Origin of the sequence: Pinirhizobacter sp. (assembly GCF_035317885.1) — a bacterium.
In the GTDB taxonomy this organism is placed as follows: Bacteria; Pseudomonadota; Gammaproteobacteria; order Xanthomonadales; family Rhodanobacteraceae; genus Pinirhizobacter.
On sequence record NZ_DATHFX010000424.1, the window covers coordinates 1 to 15,772 of the forward strand.

The 15,772-nt window shown below is 65.1% G+C and carries 15 protein-coding genes and 1 pseudogene; 9 read left to right on the forward strand and 7 right to left on the reverse strand.

Going from position 1 to position 15,772, the window contains the following annotated elements; all coding sequences use genetic code 11:
- The coding region (locus VK519_RS13935; protein WP_324350742.1) for a serine hydrolase domain-containing protein at nucleotides 1-471 on the reverse strand (471 nt) is incomplete at its 3' end.
- A 73-nt stretch (nucleotides 472-544) separates the two neighbouring features.
- Nucleotides 545-1,450 (reverse strand): DMT family transporter, encoded by a 906-nt coding sequence (locus VK519_RS13940; RefSeq protein WP_324350743.1) that lies wholly within the window; start codon nucleotides 1,448-1,450, stop codon nucleotides 545-547.
- Nucleotides 1,451-1,559: 109 nt separating this feature from the next.
- Between VK519_RS13940 and VK519_RS13945 the strand changes: the two genes are divergently transcribed.
- Both VK519_RS13945 and yjjJ read left to right on the forward strand, forming a co-directional pair.
- Nucleotides 1,560-2,423 (forward strand): LysR substrate-binding domain-containing protein, encoded by an 864-nt coding sequence (locus VK519_RS13945; protein WP_324350744.1) that lies wholly within the window; start codon nucleotides 1,560-1,562, stop codon nucleotides 2,421-2,423.
- A 107-nt stretch (nucleotides 2,424-2,530) separates the two neighbouring features.
- Nucleotides 2,531-3,859, forward strand: coding sequence for a type II toxin-antitoxin system HipA family toxin YjjJ (yjjJ, locus tag VK519_RS13950; protein ID WP_324350746.1), 1,329 nt, complete (start codon nucleotides 2,531-2,533; stop codon nucleotides 3,857-3,859).
- A gap of 7 nt (nucleotides 3,860-3,866) precedes the next feature.
- Here the strand turns inward: yjjJ and VK519_RS13955 are convergent, their stop codons facing one another.
- Nucleotides 3,867-5,696, reverse strand: a complete 1,830-nt coding sequence (locus VK519_RS13955) for an ABC transporter ATP-binding protein (RefSeq protein WP_324350747.1) — start codon at nucleotides 5,694-5,696, stop codon at nucleotides 3,867-3,869.
- 79 nt (nucleotides 5,697-5,775) lie between these two features.
- Between VK519_RS13955 and VK519_RS13960 the strand changes: the two genes are divergently transcribed.
- The 3 genes from VK519_RS13960 to VK519_RS13970 all read left to right on the forward strand — a co-directional run bounded on the left by VK519_RS13960 (nucleotide 5,776) and on the right by VK519_RS13970 (nucleotide 7,460).
- Nucleotides 5,776-6,588 (forward strand): AraC family transcriptional regulator, encoded by an 813-nt coding sequence (locus tag VK519_RS13960; protein ID WP_324350748.1) that lies wholly within the window; start codon nucleotides 5,776-5,778, stop codon nucleotides 6,586-6,588.
- Between the two features lie 68 nt (nucleotides 6,589-6,656).
- A complete protein-coding gene (locus VK519_RS13965) occupies nucleotides 6,657-7,082 on the forward strand; it encodes a VOC family protein (protein WP_324350749.1) in 426 nt (141 codons plus the stop codon).
- 96 nt (nucleotides 7,083-7,178) lie between these two features.
- Nucleotides 7,179-7,460, forward strand: coding sequence for a DUF2845 domain-containing protein (locus VK519_RS13970; RefSeq protein ID WP_324350751.1), 282 nt, complete (start codon nucleotides 7,179-7,181; stop codon nucleotides 7,458-7,460).
- A 112-nt stretch (nucleotides 7,461-7,572) separates the two neighbouring features.
- Here the strand turns inward: VK519_RS13970 and VK519_RS13975 are convergent, their stop codons facing one another.
- The 4 genes from VK519_RS13975 to grxC all read right to left on the reverse strand — a co-directional run bounded on the left by VK519_RS13975 (nucleotide 7,573) and on the right by grxC (nucleotide 11,501).
- Nucleotides 7,573-9,513 (reverse strand): M1 family metallopeptidase, encoded by a 1,941-nt coding sequence (locus VK519_RS13975; protein ID WP_324350752.1) that lies wholly within the window; start codon nucleotides 9,511-9,513, stop codon nucleotides 7,573-7,575.
- A gap of 192 nt (nucleotides 9,514-9,705) precedes the next feature.
- On the reverse strand, nucleotides 9,706-10,722 hold the full coding sequence (locus VK519_RS13980) for an isocitrate dehydrogenase (protein WP_324350753.1): 1,017 nt from the start codon (nucleotides 10,720-10,722) through the stop codon (nucleotides 9,706-9,708).
- A 129-nt stretch (nucleotides 10,723-10,851) separates the two neighbouring features.
- A complete protein-coding gene (locus VK519_RS13985; RefSeq protein WP_324350754.1) occupies nucleotides 10,852-11,235 on the reverse strand; it encodes a carboxymuconolactone decarboxylase family protein in 384 nt (127 codons plus the stop codon).
- On the reverse strand, nucleotides 11,235-11,501 hold the full coding sequence (gene grxC, locus VK519_RS13990) for a glutaredoxin 3 (protein ID WP_324350756.1): 267 nt from the start codon (nucleotides 11,499-11,501) through the stop codon (nucleotides 11,235-11,237). The genes VK519_RS13985 and grxC overlap by 1 nt, the downstream gene beginning before the upstream one ends.
- A gap of 125 nt (nucleotides 11,502-11,626) precedes the next feature.
- Here grxC and VK519_RS13995 point away from each other — a divergent pair, with 125 nt between their 5' ends.
- The 4 genes and pseudogenes from VK519_RS13995 to VK519_RS14010 all read left to right on the forward strand — a co-directional run.
- Entirely contained in the window at nucleotides 11,627-13,324 is a 1,698-nt protein-coding gene (locus VK519_RS13995) for a M48 family metalloprotease (RefSeq protein ID WP_324350757.1), read from the forward strand.
- A 116-nt stretch (nucleotides 13,325-13,440) separates the two neighbouring features.
- Nucleotides 13,441-14,130: a phosphate regulon transcriptional regulator PhoB gene (gene phoB / locus VK519_RS14000; RefSeq protein WP_250623743.1), complete on the forward strand. Its 690-nt coding sequence runs from the start codon at nucleotides 13,441-13,443 to the stop codon at nucleotides 14,128-14,130.
- A 57-nt stretch (nucleotides 14,131-14,187) separates the two neighbouring features.
- Nucleotides 14,188-15,456 (forward strand): phosphate regulon sensor histidine kinase PhoR, encoded by a 1,269-nt coding sequence (phoR, locus tag VK519_RS14005; protein WP_324350759.1) that lies wholly within the window; start codon nucleotides 14,188-14,190, stop codon nucleotides 15,454-15,456.
- A gap of 89 nt (nucleotides 15,457-15,545) precedes the next feature.
- A pseudogene (locus VK519_RS14010) lies at nucleotides 15,546-15,772 on the forward strand (polyphosphate kinase 1); the annotation flags it as partial.

A 15,772-nucleotide genomic window follows, 5' to 3' on the forward strand; every position in this document is an offset into this window, starting at 1 on the left:
GCCGCTGCGATGCGCCAGCAGGTCGCGGATGCGCATCTCACGCGTCACGTAGGGGTCGGACATCTGGAACCACGGCAGGCGGTCCACCACGCGGTCGTTCATGTCGATCTTTTTCTCATCGGCAAGGATCGACAGCGCCGCTGACGTGAAAGCCTTGGTGTTCGATGCGATGGCGAACATGGTGTGCGCATCCACCGGCGCTGGCGAGCCCATCTTGCGTACGCCTGAGCCCTGCTCCAGCACCACCTGGCCGTCCTTGATGATGGCCACGCCAATGCCCGGGACGTCGAATGTCTTGCGCACGTTGTCCACGTAGGCGTCGAAATCGGCAAGCTGGGCGGGACGCGTGGCTGCCGCTGGCGTTGCCACGGATGAGGACGCTGCCGGGGCTGCCTGGAAGGCGAACGAAGCCAGCGGAAAGGCAAAGGCAAGCGCGGCTGCAACGTGCGCGGCAAGGCGGTGGCGAATCATACGGGCGTCCCCTTTGACTACAAAGGGCGCCACTATAGACGTGACCGGATGATCGGCGCCATGCGCCGAAGGTTTACCCGCGCTTCTGGCTGAAGAGCACGCTGCCCAGGATCACCACGCCGGCTACTGCCATGGTGACTGTAAGCGCCTCGCCCAGGAACAACCAGGCCCAGGCAACACCGAACAGCGGCACCAGGTAGGTGGCCACCGAGGCGCGCGGCGCACCGATGCGCTGGATCAGGCGGAAGTAGAAGGCGTAGGCGAGGCCTGTGCTGAGAATGCCCAGCGCGGCCGCGCAGGCCCAGGAGTGCATCGGGATAGGCGCGGAAGGCCATGTTGCGATCGCCAGGGGTGCGGTCAGGATGGCCGCGCACAACAGGGTACCGGCGGCCACCGCGATGGGTGGCAGGTCGCTGAGGTAACGCTTGACGATGTTGCCGCCCAGGCCATAACAGAACGAAGCCGCCGCACCGGCCAGTGCCGCCGGCGCCACGTTGTCGCCCGCCGTGCGGCCACTGGCCAGCACGACGACGCCGGAGAACCCCACCAGCAGTGCCAGTGCCTTGCGCGGGCCGATCTTTTCGCCGAAGGCAACGAAGGCAACCAGCGAGGAGAACAGCACCGTCGCGCTGTTGGCGATGGCGCCAATGCCTGCGGGTGCCCGCTCGGCACCCCAGGCGAACAGGGCAAACGGCGCCGCGGCGCTGATCAATCCGGCGATGAACAACTTGCCCACGTGGGCCAGGGTGATGCGGCTGCGCACCTTCCAAAGGAAGGGCAACAGGATCGCCGCACCCAGCACCAGGCGCGTGAGCACCAGCGGGAACGGCCCGAAGTCGTTGGCGGCGATGCGCATGAACAGGAACGAGCCGCCCCAGATCGCGCCAAGCAGGGTGAGTTCAACCGGAGTGCGCCAGTCGCGCGCCGGGGCGTCGAGGGCGGAAGGAACAGCAGGGACGCTGGGGGCAGCCGTGGTCATGACGAAGCTCACTTGTGGCTATGGGCCATTTTCGCAAATACAGAGGCGCAGACAAGCGCAAGATTCTTGTTCCACACACGCGTATGATTTGTGGCTGGAGGAATTCCCGATGCGCTCAGCCCTGTTGCCTGCCCTGGCGGCGTTTGCCTCCGCGGCGCGCCACCAGAATTTTGCCCATGCTGCGGAGGAGCTGCACCTGACGGCCAGTGCCGTTAGCCATCATGTGCGCAAGCTCGAGGCCACCCTGGGCGTCTCGCTGTTCCAGCGCCACGCGCGCGGCGTGGCACTCACGCCCGAGGGGCGCCTTCTGGCCGATGCCACGGGCTCTGCCCTGGCCGACATCGACGGCGTGCTCGATGGCCTGCGCCGCCACCGCCGTGACAGCACCCTGCGCATCACGGCCCTGCCCTCGTTCTCCAGCCGCTGGCTGATGCCACGCATCGCCGCCTTCGTGGCGGCGCACCCGGAGATCCACGTGGCCATCGATACCGACCGCACCCTGGTGCGATTCGACGAGGGCGGCCCCGACCTCGGCATCCGCTACGGCATGGGCCAGTGGCAGGGGCTGGTATCGCGCTTCCTGATGGATGAAACCCTCCAGGCCATGGCCTCGCCCGCGGTCGCTGCAACCGTGAAGACACCGGCGGACGTCGCCAACCTGCCGCTGGTGATCGACATCGCCCCGGAGGGTTGGCGCGAGTGGTTCCGCGCCGCAGGCCTTAGGCCGCCCCGCTCGCCGCGCATCCATACCATCAACGATTCGAGCGACGGCTTGATCGCCGCCAGCCATGGCCTGGGCGTCATCCTGGCGCGAAGCCGCCTGGCAGCGAGCCACCTGGCCGATGGCAGCCTGGTGGCCTTGCCGGGCCCTGAGATGCCGGCGCGTTATGCGTATTACGTGGTGCATTCGGCACACCGGGCGCCCAGCCCTGCGGCGCTGGCCTTTATGGCGTGGATCGAACGACAGGTATAATTGAACCAATATCCAATCAAATATAGAATCGTTGTGTGATATAACTAATTGCTTTAGATCATATTTTTATCTAAAAATCGAATCATAAATCGTGTTATGTTTAGCGCATGAACACCCCGTCTACTGTTTCCGAATTCGCCCGGAAGCGCGCCTTTATCACCAGCGCGCAAGTTGTCGACGCCTTTGGCGTGAGCCCCGCTTCGGCCGTCCGTCTGATTGGTGACGCGGGCGAGGCACTCCTGCGGCTTGGCGCCGCCCGCGCCACCCGCTACGTGGCAACCCGCGAAGTCCGAGGCTTCGGGCGGCATTGGCCTATTCACCTGGTCGACGAGGCTGGCCGCCTGGCAACCGCTGGAACACTGCACGCCCTCCATGGAGATCGCTGGTTCGTCGATGCCGCCAGCCCATGGCAATTCCTCCTGCAAACAGGCAGCGATCGCGGCATCTTCGACGGTCTGCCCTGGTACCTCGATGCCATGCGTCCCCAAGGCTTCATGGGCCGCGCCTACGCCTTGCATTGCGCTCATCTGCTGGGCGGACTTCCCGCCGACACTCAGGCATGGGGCGATGACGACACCCTGGTCGGCGCCATCATTGCCGGCGACGACATTTCGGGAAACTTCCTGCTGGGTGAACCACCCGCAGTGCGCTTCGGCCTCTATCGCCCGCGGATCCACACGCCGCGGAACGACCGTGCGAGCGCTTACATGGCAGCCGCGCAACGGGCCCTGGAGGGCGAGCCCGTGGGATCATCGGCAGCGGGAAAACAGCCGAAGTTCGGCATGGCACTGACCATGCCCGACGGCAGCTCCCAGCACATGCTGGTGAAGTTCTCACCGCCTACCGACACGCCGTCCGGCCAACGCTGGTCGGACCTGCTCGTTTGCGAACACCTTGCCAACACCTGCCTGCGCGCGGCCGGCGTGGTGACCGCCGACACGTGCATCGTCCAGGCGGGCAATCGCACCTTCCTTGAATCGGTTCGCTTCGACCGAGTCGGCGAACGTGGTCGGCGCGCCCTCGCCTCACTGTTTTCCCTTGCCACCTCATTGGGCTGTGCATCGACGCGCTGGTCCGACGCCGCGGACCTGCTATTGGCCGAGCAACTACTGGATGAAGCCACTCACCGGCGCATGGTCGAGTTGCAACGATTCGGCAACCTGATCGGCAACAGCGACATGCACCTGGGCAATCTCTCGCTGTGGCTCGGCCAACGGGCGCCGTTCGCCCTGGCGCCCCTCTATGACATGCTGCCGATGGTTTATCGCCCCACCAGCCAGGGCGAGATCATCGACCGCGGCTTCCGTCCAGCCCCCGACGGCCATCACTGGACCATCGACGCCGCGCGCGCCTTCTGGGCGGCTGTGGCGTCGAATGACATGGTTTCAGAAGGTTTCCGGGCCATCGCATCGGGCCACGTGCGGGCATTCAACTGACGAGGGGTCACTCCACCCCGACGAACCCGCCGGTCTGGTGCGCCCACAGGCGTGCATACAAACCACCGCTTTCCACCAGCTCGGCATGGGTGCCGGTTTCCACCACCTTGCCCTGCTCCATCACGATCAGGCGATCCATGCGCGCGATGGTGGACAGGCGATGGGCGATGGCGATCACCGTCTTGCCTTCCATCAGCGTTTCCAGGCTCTCCTGGATCGCCGCCTCCGCTTCGGAATCGAGGGCTGATGTAGCTTCGTCGAGCACGAGGATCGGCGCGTCCTTCAGCAGCACGCGGGCGATGGCGATGCGCTGGCGCTGGCCGCCGGACAGTTTCACGCCACGCTCGCCGACGTGCGCGTCGTACCCGGTGCGGCCTTCGCCATCATTCAAATTGGGGATGAATTCATCGGCGCGCGCCTTGCGCACGGCCTCGCGCAGTTGTGCTTCGGTGGCGTCGGGGCGGCCGTAAAGGATGTTGTCGCGGATGGATCGGTGCAGCAGCGAGGTGTCCTGGGTCACCACGCCGATCTGTGAGCGCAGGCTTTCCTGCTCGACGCGCGCGATATCCTGGCCATCGATGAGGATATGCCCGCTTTCCAGGTCGTACAGGCGCAGCAGCACGTTCACCGTGGTCGACTTGCCGGCGCCGGAAGGGCCCACCAGGCCGATTTTCTCGCCGGGCCGGATATCCAGGTCGAGGCCTTCGATGACGCCGCCCTGCTTGCCATAGTGGAAGCTAACGCGGTCGAAGCGGATGCCACCCTGGGTGACGTGCAGCGGCACAGCGTCCGCGCGATCGACCACGGTGCGCTCCTGCGCGATGGTGGTGATGCCGTCCTGCACCGTGCCGACGTCCTCGAAGATGCCGTTGACCACCCACATGATCCAGCCGGACATGTTGTTGATGCGGATCACCAGGCCCACCGCCAGCGCCACCTCGCCTACCGATACCGCGCCACGTACCCACAGCCACAAGGCCAGGCCCGTGGTGGCGGCGATCAGGAAACCATTGAGCGTGGTGATGGATGCATCCATCGAGGTGACCATGCGCGAGGAGCGCCGGATCTTGCCGGTGAGTTCGTCCAGGGCTTCCTTCGCGTAGCCTTCCTCGCGATGGGTGTGGGCGAACAGCTTGAGCGTCAGCACGTTGCTGTAACCGTCGACGATGCGCCCCATCAGCTTCGACCGGGCCTCCGACGCACGCCAGGAACGCTCCTTCACCCGTGGTACGAAAAATCGCAGCATGGCCACATAGAAGGCGATCCATACCACCAGCGGGATCGCAAGCCACACGTCGGCGCGGGCGAACAGGTAGATGGCGGTGCCTGCGTAAACCGTGACATACCAGATGGCGTCGACCACCTGCACTGCCGAGGTGCGCAGCGAAGCGCCCGTCTGCAGGATGCGCTGGGCGATGCGGCCGGCGAAGTCATTCTGGAAGAAACCCAGGCTTTGCTTGAGCACGTAGCGATGGTGCTGCCAGCGCATCATGTTGGTGAAGCCCGGCGTGAGCGTCTGGTTGACCAGCAGGTCGTGCAGGAAGATGAAGAGCGGCCGCAGTACCAGCGTCACCAACGCCATCCACGCCAGGGCGCGGCCGTGGATGCGGAAGAAATCTTTTGCCGGGGTCTTGCCCGCCATGTCGACGATGCGGCCGAGGAAGTCGAACAGCGCCACTTCCACGAAGGCCACCAGCAGGCCCAGCACCAGCGCTGCAGCAAATATCTTCCATACCTGGCGCAGGTAGTATGCATAGAAGCGCACGACGGTCTTCGGCGGCACCTGGTCGGGCGCCTCGCGGAAGATGTCGATCAGGGATTCGAACCAGCGGAACATTGGTGCCATTGTAACTGCCCCGGGAAGCCCGGCGGGGTATTCTCTGGCTCAAGAAGCCGTCCACAGGACATGCGTGCCCATGGGTTTCCTTCGCATCACCCCACCGCCGCCGCTTGCCGCGCTGGTCGAGGCGATCTGGGACTGGGATCTCCCGGCCCCGGGGCACTCCTTCGACCGCATCCTGCCGCTGCCCACCGCTTCGCTGATCATCAACCTTGCCGAGGATGAAACACGTCTTTACGCCAGCGAGGACGGCCCCTGCGCGCGTCTTCCCGGCAGCGTGATCTCCGGGCCCTTCACACGCAGCTTCGTCATCGACACGGCCGAGCAGGTACGGGTGATGGGGGTGAATTTCCGCCCTGGCGGTGCATGGCCCCTGTTCGGCACCGACCTTGATGCCCTGGCCGACCGGGACATCCCGCTCGATGCGGTAGCAGGGCCCAAAGTCGTTGCGCTGCGCGAGCGCCTGTTGCATGAAACTTCCCCCGCCACGCGCGTGGCGCTGGTGCAATCCTGGCTGGAGTCGCGATTAGGCCGCGTGCAACTGGATTCTGCGGTCCAGGCTGCCGCGGGCATGCTTGACCTGGACCCGGCGCTAGCGCGCATCGGCGACATTGTCCGGGCGACCGGGCTGTCGTCGCAGCGTCTGGGGTTGCTGTTCCGACGCCAGGTCGGGCTCACGCCCAAACGCTATGCACGGCTGCGCCGCTTCCATGGCGTGATCGATGCGATCGGCACAGGGCAAGCGTTCGAGTGGGCAACCGTCGCCATCGATGGCGGCTACGCGGACCAGTCCCATCTCGTCCATGAATTCCGGCACTTCGCCGGCATGACGCCGGGCGAATATCTTCGCCGCCGCGGCCCCCACTCACGCCACGTACCGCTGGACTGACCGGGAAAATCTACAAGAGCCCACTTCGATTCCCGGCTAGCCTTGAGCCATCCCATCAGGAGACGACCATGCCCAGCACCATTATTCCCGGCCTGCGCTACCGCGATGCCCATGCCGCCATCGATTTCCTCTGCAAGGCCTTCGACTTCAAGCGCCATGCCGTGTACGAGGGAGACGACGGCAGCGTGATGCATGCCCAGCTTACCTATGGCGACGGCATGATCATGCTCGGCTCCGTGCGCAAGGACGATTCGCCCTATAGCCGGATGTCGGTACAGCCCGATGACATCGACGGCCGGGAGACGCAGTGCGCCTGCGTCACGGTGATCGACTGCCGTGCCCATTACGAGCACGCCAAGGCCGCCGGCGCGCGCATCGTCGATGAGTATGAGGAAAAGCCCTATGGCGGCGCCGGGTATGCCGCGGCCGACCCCGAAGGCCACATCTGGTGGTTCGGCAGCTACGACCCCTGGGCGGAACCGGCCACCAACTGAATGCATAAACCGACACGACACAACAGCGAAAGCCGACGGCAACACGGTCAACGGCATGATGGGATATCCGTCCTCCCATGACGAAGGAATGCGTCCGTGCACCTGGCAAGAATGCTTATCCTGGCGTTGCTCCTGGGCAGCGCCGTACCCACGGTGGCCAATGCCGCGCAAAGTGTCCGGTTTGGATCGGCCCTGATCGTGGTGGGCGATACCGAGGCCAAGGTGTTGGCCGTCGCGGGCAAGCCGGCAGCGCGCTCGGCCATCAAGGCAACGCGAACCCAGTACCAGGGTTCGCGCCTGCAATTCATTGAAGGCAACCGGACCATCATCATCGACATACGCGACGGCAAGGTCACGCACATCGACCACAAGCGTTAGCGCCTGTCACGCCTTGGAGGGCAATGCCCGGTCGACGGCAATGAACACCAGGCCAAGCACCACGAAAAGGCCGCCTATCCCCCAGGCAGTTCAATACGGTCGGCGGCGTTCATCAGCGTGCCGGGAACACGTTGTTGGAGCGGTCGCGGTCGGGCAGCTTGTGGTCCGGATCGATGGTGGCGCTGCGGATGGGCTTGTCGCCGGGCACCAGCACATCGAACGTCACATGCTGCTGCCAGGTTTCCACCGGCACGCGTATCGAGGTGCTGCTGCCGTCGGTGAAGTCCACCTTCAGCGTGGAGGGCATCACCAGCTTGTCGTTATTGGCAATGCCCACCGAATGCTTGCCCGCGTCGATGCCGGTCACGGCCAGGTCCAGCTGCCAGTTCTGCTCGAACCAGCCACGCCAGAACCAGCCGAGGTCTTCGCCCGTCTCGCTTTCCATCAGGCGGAAGAAATCCGACGGCGAGGGATGCTTATAGGCCCATGCGGCAATGTACTTGCGGAAAGCCGGGTCGAAACGCGCAGGCCCGATAATTTCCTCGCGCAGCAACACCAGGCCCAGTGCTGCCTTGAAGTACGTGGCCGGGTGGCGGTACTTCTCCTTGACCATGTCCGCGCCCATTAGCAGCGGCGGGGCTTCCTTGTCCGCCAACAGCGGCAGGATCTCATCCACGGGGTTCCCACCCTTGGGCGCGTATTCGCTGTCGCGCTTGGGTGCAAATTCCCCGTGGTTGAAGTTGTCGGCCTCGTAGACATCGATGAACGTGTTGAAACCCTCGTCCATCCATGCATCGCGGCGCTCGTTGCTGCCCACGATCATCGGGAACCATGTGTGGCCGATCTCGTGCGCGGTGACCATCTGCAGCGGCTTGGCCGGCGCCTTCATCGGATCGAAGACGATGCCGGGGTATTCCATGCCGCTGGCCGCCGAGCCACCCTCGTTGATCGCCACGGGATACGGATACGGGTACCACTGGCGCGAGAAGTACTCCACCGACGATTTCATGAATTCGGTGCTGCGGCCCCACAGTGCCGGGGTGGCGCTCTCTACCGGATACACGCTCATGGCCAGCGCTGTCTTGCCTTGCGGCAGGTTGATGCGCGCGGCGTCCCACACGTAGGCGGTGGAGGCTCCGAAGGCGACGTCGCGGGAATTGGCCATCTTGAAATGCCAGGTGAGCGTACCCGACTGCTTCGGACGGCTTGATGGCTGGGTCACCTCCTCTGGCGTGCGGATCATCACCGTCGCATCGCTCTGCTTCGCCTTGGCCAGGCGTTCACGCTGGGCGGCGGTAAGTACTTCCTCCGGGTTCTGCAGCTCGCCTGAACCGGCGACGATCATGTTCCAGGGAACAGTGACGAAGTAGTCGAAATTCCCGTACTCGAGATAAAACTCGCTGTTGAGGTAGGGCGCGGTGTCCCATCCGCGCAGGTCGTCGTACACCGCCATGCGCGGGTACCACTGCGCCATCTCGTAGATGTTGCCGTTCTTGCTGGGGTCGAAGCCCGTGCGCCCGCCGAAGTTGCCTGGCAACACGTAGTTGTAATCGATGAGGATCTTGAGCTTGCCGCCACGCGCCTTCAGCGCCTCGGGAAGCACCAGCTGCATGCGGGTATCGGCGATGATGTACTTGACGTCCTTCGCGCCGTGACCGTCATCCACCTTCACCGAAGTGAAGCGGTAGCCGTCGGTGTGCTGCCGGGTGGCGCGCCCCGAGGTGAAATTCCCGCGGGCGTCCTCGCGGAAGCGGTTCTGTTCCACCTGCAGCCAGAGCACGTCGAGCGCCTCGGGACTGTTGTTGGTGTAGTCGATGGCGACCTTGCCATCGAGCGTGTTGGCCACCGGATCGAGCGCGGCGTGGATCTGGTAATCGGCGCGGTTCTGCCAGAACGCATGCCCCGGCACGCCGGCGGGCGAACGCGTCTCACCAGGCGGGTTCGGATAGATGAAGGGCGCGAAGGCCTCGCGCGGATCGTAGGTTGCGGTCTGTGCCTGCGCGGCACCGGCCAGGACGATGGCCGCGGTGGCGGCGGAAAGGATGCGCTTCATGGGACCCCGAACCTGTTGGCAAGGCCATGAGAGTAACTCGCCGCGAGCGTTCCCTGCGGGGGTCCTAAGTCATGTACGTCGACGCCACAGGGCGCTGGCCGCAGAAAATTACGCCGCCAGCGGGGACGGGGTCAGAGCGGGGACGGGGTCAGAGTTATAACTCTGACCCCCAACCATTTACCCGCGGCTGGATTACGCCGTGGCGCGAATGCGCTCGACAATCGCGTCGGCAAAGGTTTCCGTGCTGCCCGTGCCTCCGATGTCCGGCGTGACGCGGTCGCGCGCTTCCATCGTGTCGCGGATGGCCTGGCGGACGCGCGCGCCCTTGGCCACCATGTCCAGGTGGTCGAGCATGTCCGCTGCGGCCAGCAGCAGTGCGCAGGGGTTGGCGATGTTCTTGCCGGCAATGTCCGGCGCCGAACCGTGCACGGCCTCGAAGATGGCCGCGTCCTTGCCAATGTTCGCACCCGGGGCAAGGCCAAGGCCGCCGACGAGGCCGGCGCAAAGGTCGGACAGGATGTCACCGAACAGGTTGGTGGTGACGATCACGTCGAACTGGTACGGGTTCATCACCAGCTGCATGCAGGTGTTGTCCACGATCATCTCGTTGAACTCGATGTCGGCGTATTCCTTGGCTACTTCACGCGCGACGTTCAGGAACAGGCCCGACGACGTCTTCATGATGTTGGCCTTGTGCACGGCCGTGATCTTCTTGCGGCCCTTGCTGCGCGCCATTTCAAAGGCATAGCGCACGATGCGCTCGGAACCCTTGCGGGTGTTGCGAATGATCGACTGCGCCACCTGGCCGTCTTCGGAGAGCGTCTGGCCTTCGGCCAGGTACGCGCCCTCGGTGTTCTCGCGCACCGTGATGATGTCGATGTTCTCGTAGCGCGCCTTGGTGCCGGGGAAACTGATCGCCGGGCGCACGTTGGCGTAGAGGTCGAAGTGACGGCGGAGCGTGACGTTGATCGAGGTGAAACCACCACCGATCGGGGTGGTGAGGGGGCCCTTCAGCGCCACGGTGTGCTTGGCGATGAGGTCGATGGTGGCCTGGGGCAGCAGGTCGCCGTGCTTTTCCAGGGCGACCACGCCGGCATCGGCGAACTCATACGACAGGCCGCAGTCGAGGGCGTCGATCACGCGCAGCGTGGCGTTCATGATCTCCGGGCCGATACCGTCGCCGGGGATCACGGCAATCGTCTTGCTCATGGGGGGAAACTCCTTGGAGATGGCGGGGCCGTCTGGCGCCTGCCCGGGGAATGAAATCAGCCAATTATCGGCGATTTCGCCCTCATCTCACAAGGGAACGGCCACGTGGACCCCGTTGGAGCCCGACCCTTAAGCGTGGTCGGCGCAGGCCGCCGCGTCGCCTTCGCCAGCCTCCAGCGTGTCCAGGAAATCCACGCCGCGGCGCAGGTGGGGAATGACGATGGAACCACCCACCACCAGGCCCACGCTGAACACCTCGAAGAACTCCTCGCGATTCACCCCGGCTTCCTTGCACTGGGCAACGTGGTAGCTGATGCAGTCGTCGCAACGCAGCACCAGCGATGCCACCAGGCCGAGCATTTCCTTGGTTTTCACGTCCAGGGCGCCGGCACGGTAGGTCTGGGTATCCAGGGCGAAGAAACGGCGTACCACCTGGTTGTCCTGCCCCAGGATGCGCTCGTTCATCCGCTCGCGGAACTCGGTGAATTCCTTGACCCGCTCGTTCCCGGACATCAGGCAGCACCCAGGAGCTGCGACAACTTGCCGCTGCGGTCGGCGGCCACCAGGTCGTCGTAACCGCCCACGTGGTTCTCGCCGACGAAGATCTGCGGCACGGTACGGCGGCCGCCGCTGCGGGCCAGCATGTCGTCCCTCTGGGCGGGGTCGGTATCGATGCGAATTTCCTTCCACTCCAGGCTCTTGGACTTCAAGAGGTTCTTCGCCGCCACGCAATAGGGGCAGACGGCGGTTGAGTAGATGGTGATGTCGGGCTGGCTCATACAGGTTCCAGTGAAGGCTATGGCGCAAAGATAGGGGCAAACGGGCCCCGGGCAATAGCCCGGGGCGGGAACTGGACAGCCCGTGGAAAGGTCCAAAGGGGTTGCCCAGTGCTAATGTTCCGGCCATGAAAAAGGGATTCGCCCGCCTCTTCGCCACCCTGCTTGCCGCGGGCATCACCTGCCTTGCCAGTGCCCAGGACGACGTGCGCCTGCCGGAGCTTGGAAGTTCCGCCGATGCCCTGGTAAGCCCCCAGGAACAGGACGACTACGGCAACCAGCAGATGCGCCAGATGCGCGCCCTGGGCCTGGTGGTCGACGATGCCTTGCTGGAGAGCTGGCTGCAGGACATCGGCTACCGGTTGGTGGCGGCCAGCGCCAAGCCCAAGCAGAAGTACACCTTCTTCATGGTCAAGGACGACGACATCAATGCGTTCGCCCTGCCCGGCGGTTACATCGCGGTAAACACGGGGCTGGTCACCATCACCCGCAGCGAAAGCGAGCTGGCTGGCGTGATGGCCCACGAAATTGGCCACATAACCCAGAACCACCTGGTACGCGCGTTCGAGGAATCGAAGAAAGCAGGCCCCATGATGGCCCTGGTACTGCTGGGCGCGCTGGCCGCGGGCGCCGGGGCGCATAGCGGCGACGCCCTGCCCGCCGTGCTGATGGGCGGCCAGGGGTTGATCATGCAAAAGCAGATCAACTTCACCCGCGCCGATGAAACCGAGGCCGACCGCACCGGCATCCAGACCCTTGCCAACGCCGGCTACGATCCCAACGCGATGGCCAGTTTCTTCGAGCGCATGAGTGACGCGATGCGCGCCGGCCAGGGTGAATCCATCTACAGCCTGCCCGAACTCCTGCAAAGCCATCCGGTGACCGCCAACCGCATCAGCGATGCCAAGGCCCGCGCCAAGACGCTGATCGACCAGCAGGCGCAGCGGCCGGCCACGGCCACGCTGGATCCTGCGTCCTGGAAAAAGTCCACCGCGCCCATTCCGTTCGTGACCGATCCCACCCGCATCGTCACCATCCGGCGCGGCAACGGCAACGGCGACACCGGCATCTATGCGCTGATGCGTGAACGCGCCCGCGTGCTCAGCGGCGACGCCGGGCGGCAGGCCACCCTGTATGCACAGAACATGGACCGGCCCGGTTTCGATACCCCGGCCAACCACTATGGTCTGGCACTGGCCCTCACCCGCAGCGGCCGGCCCCAGCAGGCCCAGGCCGAACTGAAGCCGCTCCTGGCCAAGTCACCCGACGACATCGTGCTGCGCCTGGCCATGGCCGACGCCCTGCGCGTGGCCGACCAGCGTGCCGACGCCCTGCACATCTATGCGGATCTGCACGAGCGCAGCCCAAGGAACCGCGCGGTGGCGATCGACTACGGCAATGCCCTGGTGATGGGCGGCGGCAAGGCCGATGGCGGCAAGGCTGCGGCCATGCTCAAGCCCTTGCTGGACAACAGCGACGATGCCGACGTGTACCGCGCGTTCGCCCGCGCCAGCGAGCTGGCAGGCGACACCGTGCGCGGCCAGGAAGCTTACGCCGACGCCGCAGCGCTCTCGGGACGGCCGTTCGACGCCATGGAGCAATACAAGCGGCTGCTGGACCGGCCGAACCTGGATTTCTACGAGCGCTCGCGGATCCAGGCGCGTATCGCCGACCTCACGCCCCTCGTACTGGAACTGCGCAAGCGGAAGATCCCCACCGACGACAACCCGGACGGACGCCGCGACCAGTTGGAGCTGGGCGAAACCGGCAAAAAGCCCGACCAGGCCTGCATGGGAAACTTCTGCCTGGGCGCCAGCGCACGGTAGCGGTGGGGAAACAATGACAGCATCAGGACGGATTTTTCGTAAATGTCATCTTGATGTAACAAAATCCCGCTGCAATCTCCGCGTCACAGCCCCCTTTCACTTAAGGCGCCTCCCGCGTGCATAAGCGCATCCTGATCGTCGAAGACGAAGCCTCGATACGCGACATGGTCGCCTTCGCCCTGCGCAAGGCCGGTATGGACGCTGTCCATGCCGCCGATGCGCGAGCGGCGCAGATGGCCATCTCCGAGCGCGTGCCCGACCTCATCCTGCTCGACTGGATGTTGCCGGGCATGAGCGGCCTGGAACTGGCCCGGCGCCTCCGCAAGGAAGAACTCAGCCGCGAGATCCCGATCATCATGCTCACCGCGCGCGGCGAGGAAATGGACCGGGTGAACGGGCTGGAAGCCGGGGTGGACGACTACGTCATCAAGCCCTTCTCCACGCGCGAGCTGGTCGCGCGGATCAAGGCGGTGCTTCGCCGCAGCCAGGGTGACGATGGCACCGGCATGGTGGAGATCGGCGGCCTGCGCATCGACGGCCCGGCGCACCGCGTGTACGCCGCCGAGGAACCGGTACCGATCGGCCCTACCGAATACCGCCTGCTGTTCTTCTTCATGACCCATCCTGAGCGCGTGTACTCGCGCGCCCAGTTGCTCGACCACGTGTGGGGCGGCAGCGTCTACGTGGAAGAACGCACCGTCGATGTCCACATCCGCCGCCTGCGCAAGACACTGGAACCCTGGAAGCTGGACGACATGGTGCAGACCGTGCGCGGCGCCGGCTACCGGTTTTCGGCCAGCCCCTGACAAAAGGCGTGCGGTCCAAGCTATGGTGACGGCTTGATGTCGTCCACTGGAGCACCGATGCGCCTTCACCCACATTCTGGCCGGGCACTTCTGCTGGCCGCCGCCGGCGTAGTGGCCGGTGGGCTGGCGGGCTGGGCGACGGGAAATGCGCTGGTTGGCACGGGCATCGTCGCGTTGTCGCAATTCGTCGCACTGCTGTCTTCGATCCGTCATCGAACCGATCCCATCATGGCCACGCCTCGCCAAACGACCGATCCCAGGCATGACCGTCTGATGACACGCTCCCGCCGTATTGCTTCCCAACTGCGCGACCTGCGCAGTGCTGCCGGCAGCCTGCCCGACGCGGTCGTGCTGATGGACCAGTCCCAGCATGTGCGTTGGTTCAACCACGCCGCCGAAGACCTCCTGGGCCTGCGCCGGCCCACTGACCGCGGCCGCATACTCAGCGAGTGCCTGCAGACGACCGATCTTGCCAAGTGGCTGATCGACGGAGGGCGCGAGCCGCTGAACGATGTCGCCGCCCCGGGCCACGCGAACCGGCATATCTCCGCCACGCTGCTGCCGTTCGGCAGCCGCCAGCGCCTGTTGCTGGTGCGCGATATCAGCCACATGACCCGCCTGGAGCAGATCCGCCGCGACTTCGTCGCCAACGTCTCGCACGAACTGCGCACGCCACTGACGGTCATCCACGGCTATCTTGAACTGCTCGATCCTGAAGACGTGCCGGAACTCGCGCCGGTGTTGGGCGAAATGCGCGTGCAGTCGCGCCGCATGGGCCAGATCGTCGAAGACCTGCTCACCCTCTCGCGCCTGGAAACCCAGGAACGCATCGCCGACGAGCGCGTAACGATCGAGCCCCTGCTGGCCACCCTGCGCCGTGAGGCCGAGGCACTGAGCCAGGGCAGGCACCGGATCACCCTCACCCATACCGCCGCGAGCGACCTGCTCGGCTCATCGAAAGACCTGCACAGCGCGTTCTCCAACCTGGTGAGCAATGCGGTGCGTTACACGCCCACCGGCGGGCGCATCGACATCCGCTTCGAGCCGCATGCCGCCGGGGTGATCTTCTCCGTGGCCGATTCAGGCTACGGCATCCCGGCCACCCACCTGGCGCGGCTGACCGAGCGGTTCTACCGCGTGTCGTCGAGCCGCTCGCGCGATAGCGGCGGTACGGGGCTGGGCCTGTCCATCGTCAAGCACGTGCTGAACCTGCACCATGCCCGCCTGCAGATCGAAAGCGAACCGGGCAAGGGCTCCACGTTCTCGGCGATCTTCGGTGCCGAGCGGCTGCTGGCGCCCGGCGGCGAAGAAAGCCTGGCCAGCTAAAGCCATGGCCCGGCGCGATTTCGCGCCGTCCCTTGCAAGCCTCCGCCGCATCTTTCATCCTCGACGGATCGCCAGGCCACCGTCAACCCATGCCACGATCGCGTACACCCGCCGCCCCGGCACTCGATGCTCCCGCGCTTTACCTCAATCGCGAGCTGGCGGCACTGGAGTTCAACTTCCGCGTACTGGCCCAGGCGCAGGACCCAGCGGTGCCGCTGCTCGAACGGCTGCGCTACCTTGCCATCGTCTGCAGCAACCTGGATGAATTCTTCGAAGTGAGAGTGGCGGTGCTCAAGCACCAGCACGCGCTCGACGC

Excerpts from the sequence above, each read along its gene's own strand:
- VK519_RS13940 (WP_324350743.1), bottom strand. The coding sequence starts at position 1,450 with ATGACCACGGCTGCCCCCAGCGTCCCTGCTGTTCCTTCCGCCCTCGAC.
- VK519_RS13945 (WP_324350744.1), top strand. The coding sequence starts at position 1,560 with ATGCGCTCAGCCCTGTTGCCTGCCCTGGCGGCGTTTGCCTCCGCGGCG.
- yjjJ (WP_324350746.1), top strand. The coding sequence starts at position 2,531 with ATGAACACCCCGTCTACTGTTTCCGAATTCGCCCGGAAGCGCGCCTTT.
- VK519_RS13955 (WP_324350747.1), bottom strand. The coding sequence starts at position 5,696 with ATGTTCCGCTGGTTCGAATCCCTGATCGACATCTTCCGCGAGGCGCCC.
- VK519_RS13960 (WP_324350748.1), top strand. The coding sequence starts at position 5,776 with ATGGGTTTCCTTCGCATCACCCCACCGCCGCCGCTTGCCGCGCTGGTC.
- VK519_RS13965 (WP_324350749.1), top strand. The coding sequence starts at position 6,657 with ATGCCCAGCACCATTATTCCCGGCCTGCGCTACCGCGATGCCCATGCC.
- VK519_RS13975 (WP_324350752.1), bottom strand. The coding sequence starts at position 9,513 with ATGAAGCGCATCCTTTCCGCCGCCACCGCGGCCATCGTCCTGGCCGGT.
- VK519_RS13980 (WP_324350753.1), bottom strand. The coding sequence starts at position 10,722 with ATGAGCAAGACGATTGCCGTGATCCCCGGCGACGGTATCGGCCCGGAG.
- VK519_RS13985 (WP_324350754.1), bottom strand. The coding sequence starts at position 11,235 with ATGTCCGGGAACGAGCGGGTCAAGGAATTCACCGAGTTCCGCGAGCGG.
- grxC (WP_324350756.1), bottom strand. The coding sequence starts at position 11,501 with ATGAGCCAGCCCGACATCACCATCTACTCAACCGCCGTCTGCCCCTAT.
- VK519_RS13995 (WP_324350757.1), top strand. The coding sequence starts at position 11,627 with ATGAAAAAGGGATTCGCCCGCCTCTTCGCCACCCTGCTTGCCGCGGGC.
- phoR (WP_324350759.1), top strand. The coding sequence starts at position 14,188 with ATGCGCCTTCACCCACATTCTGGCCGGGCACTTCTGCTGGCCGCCGCC.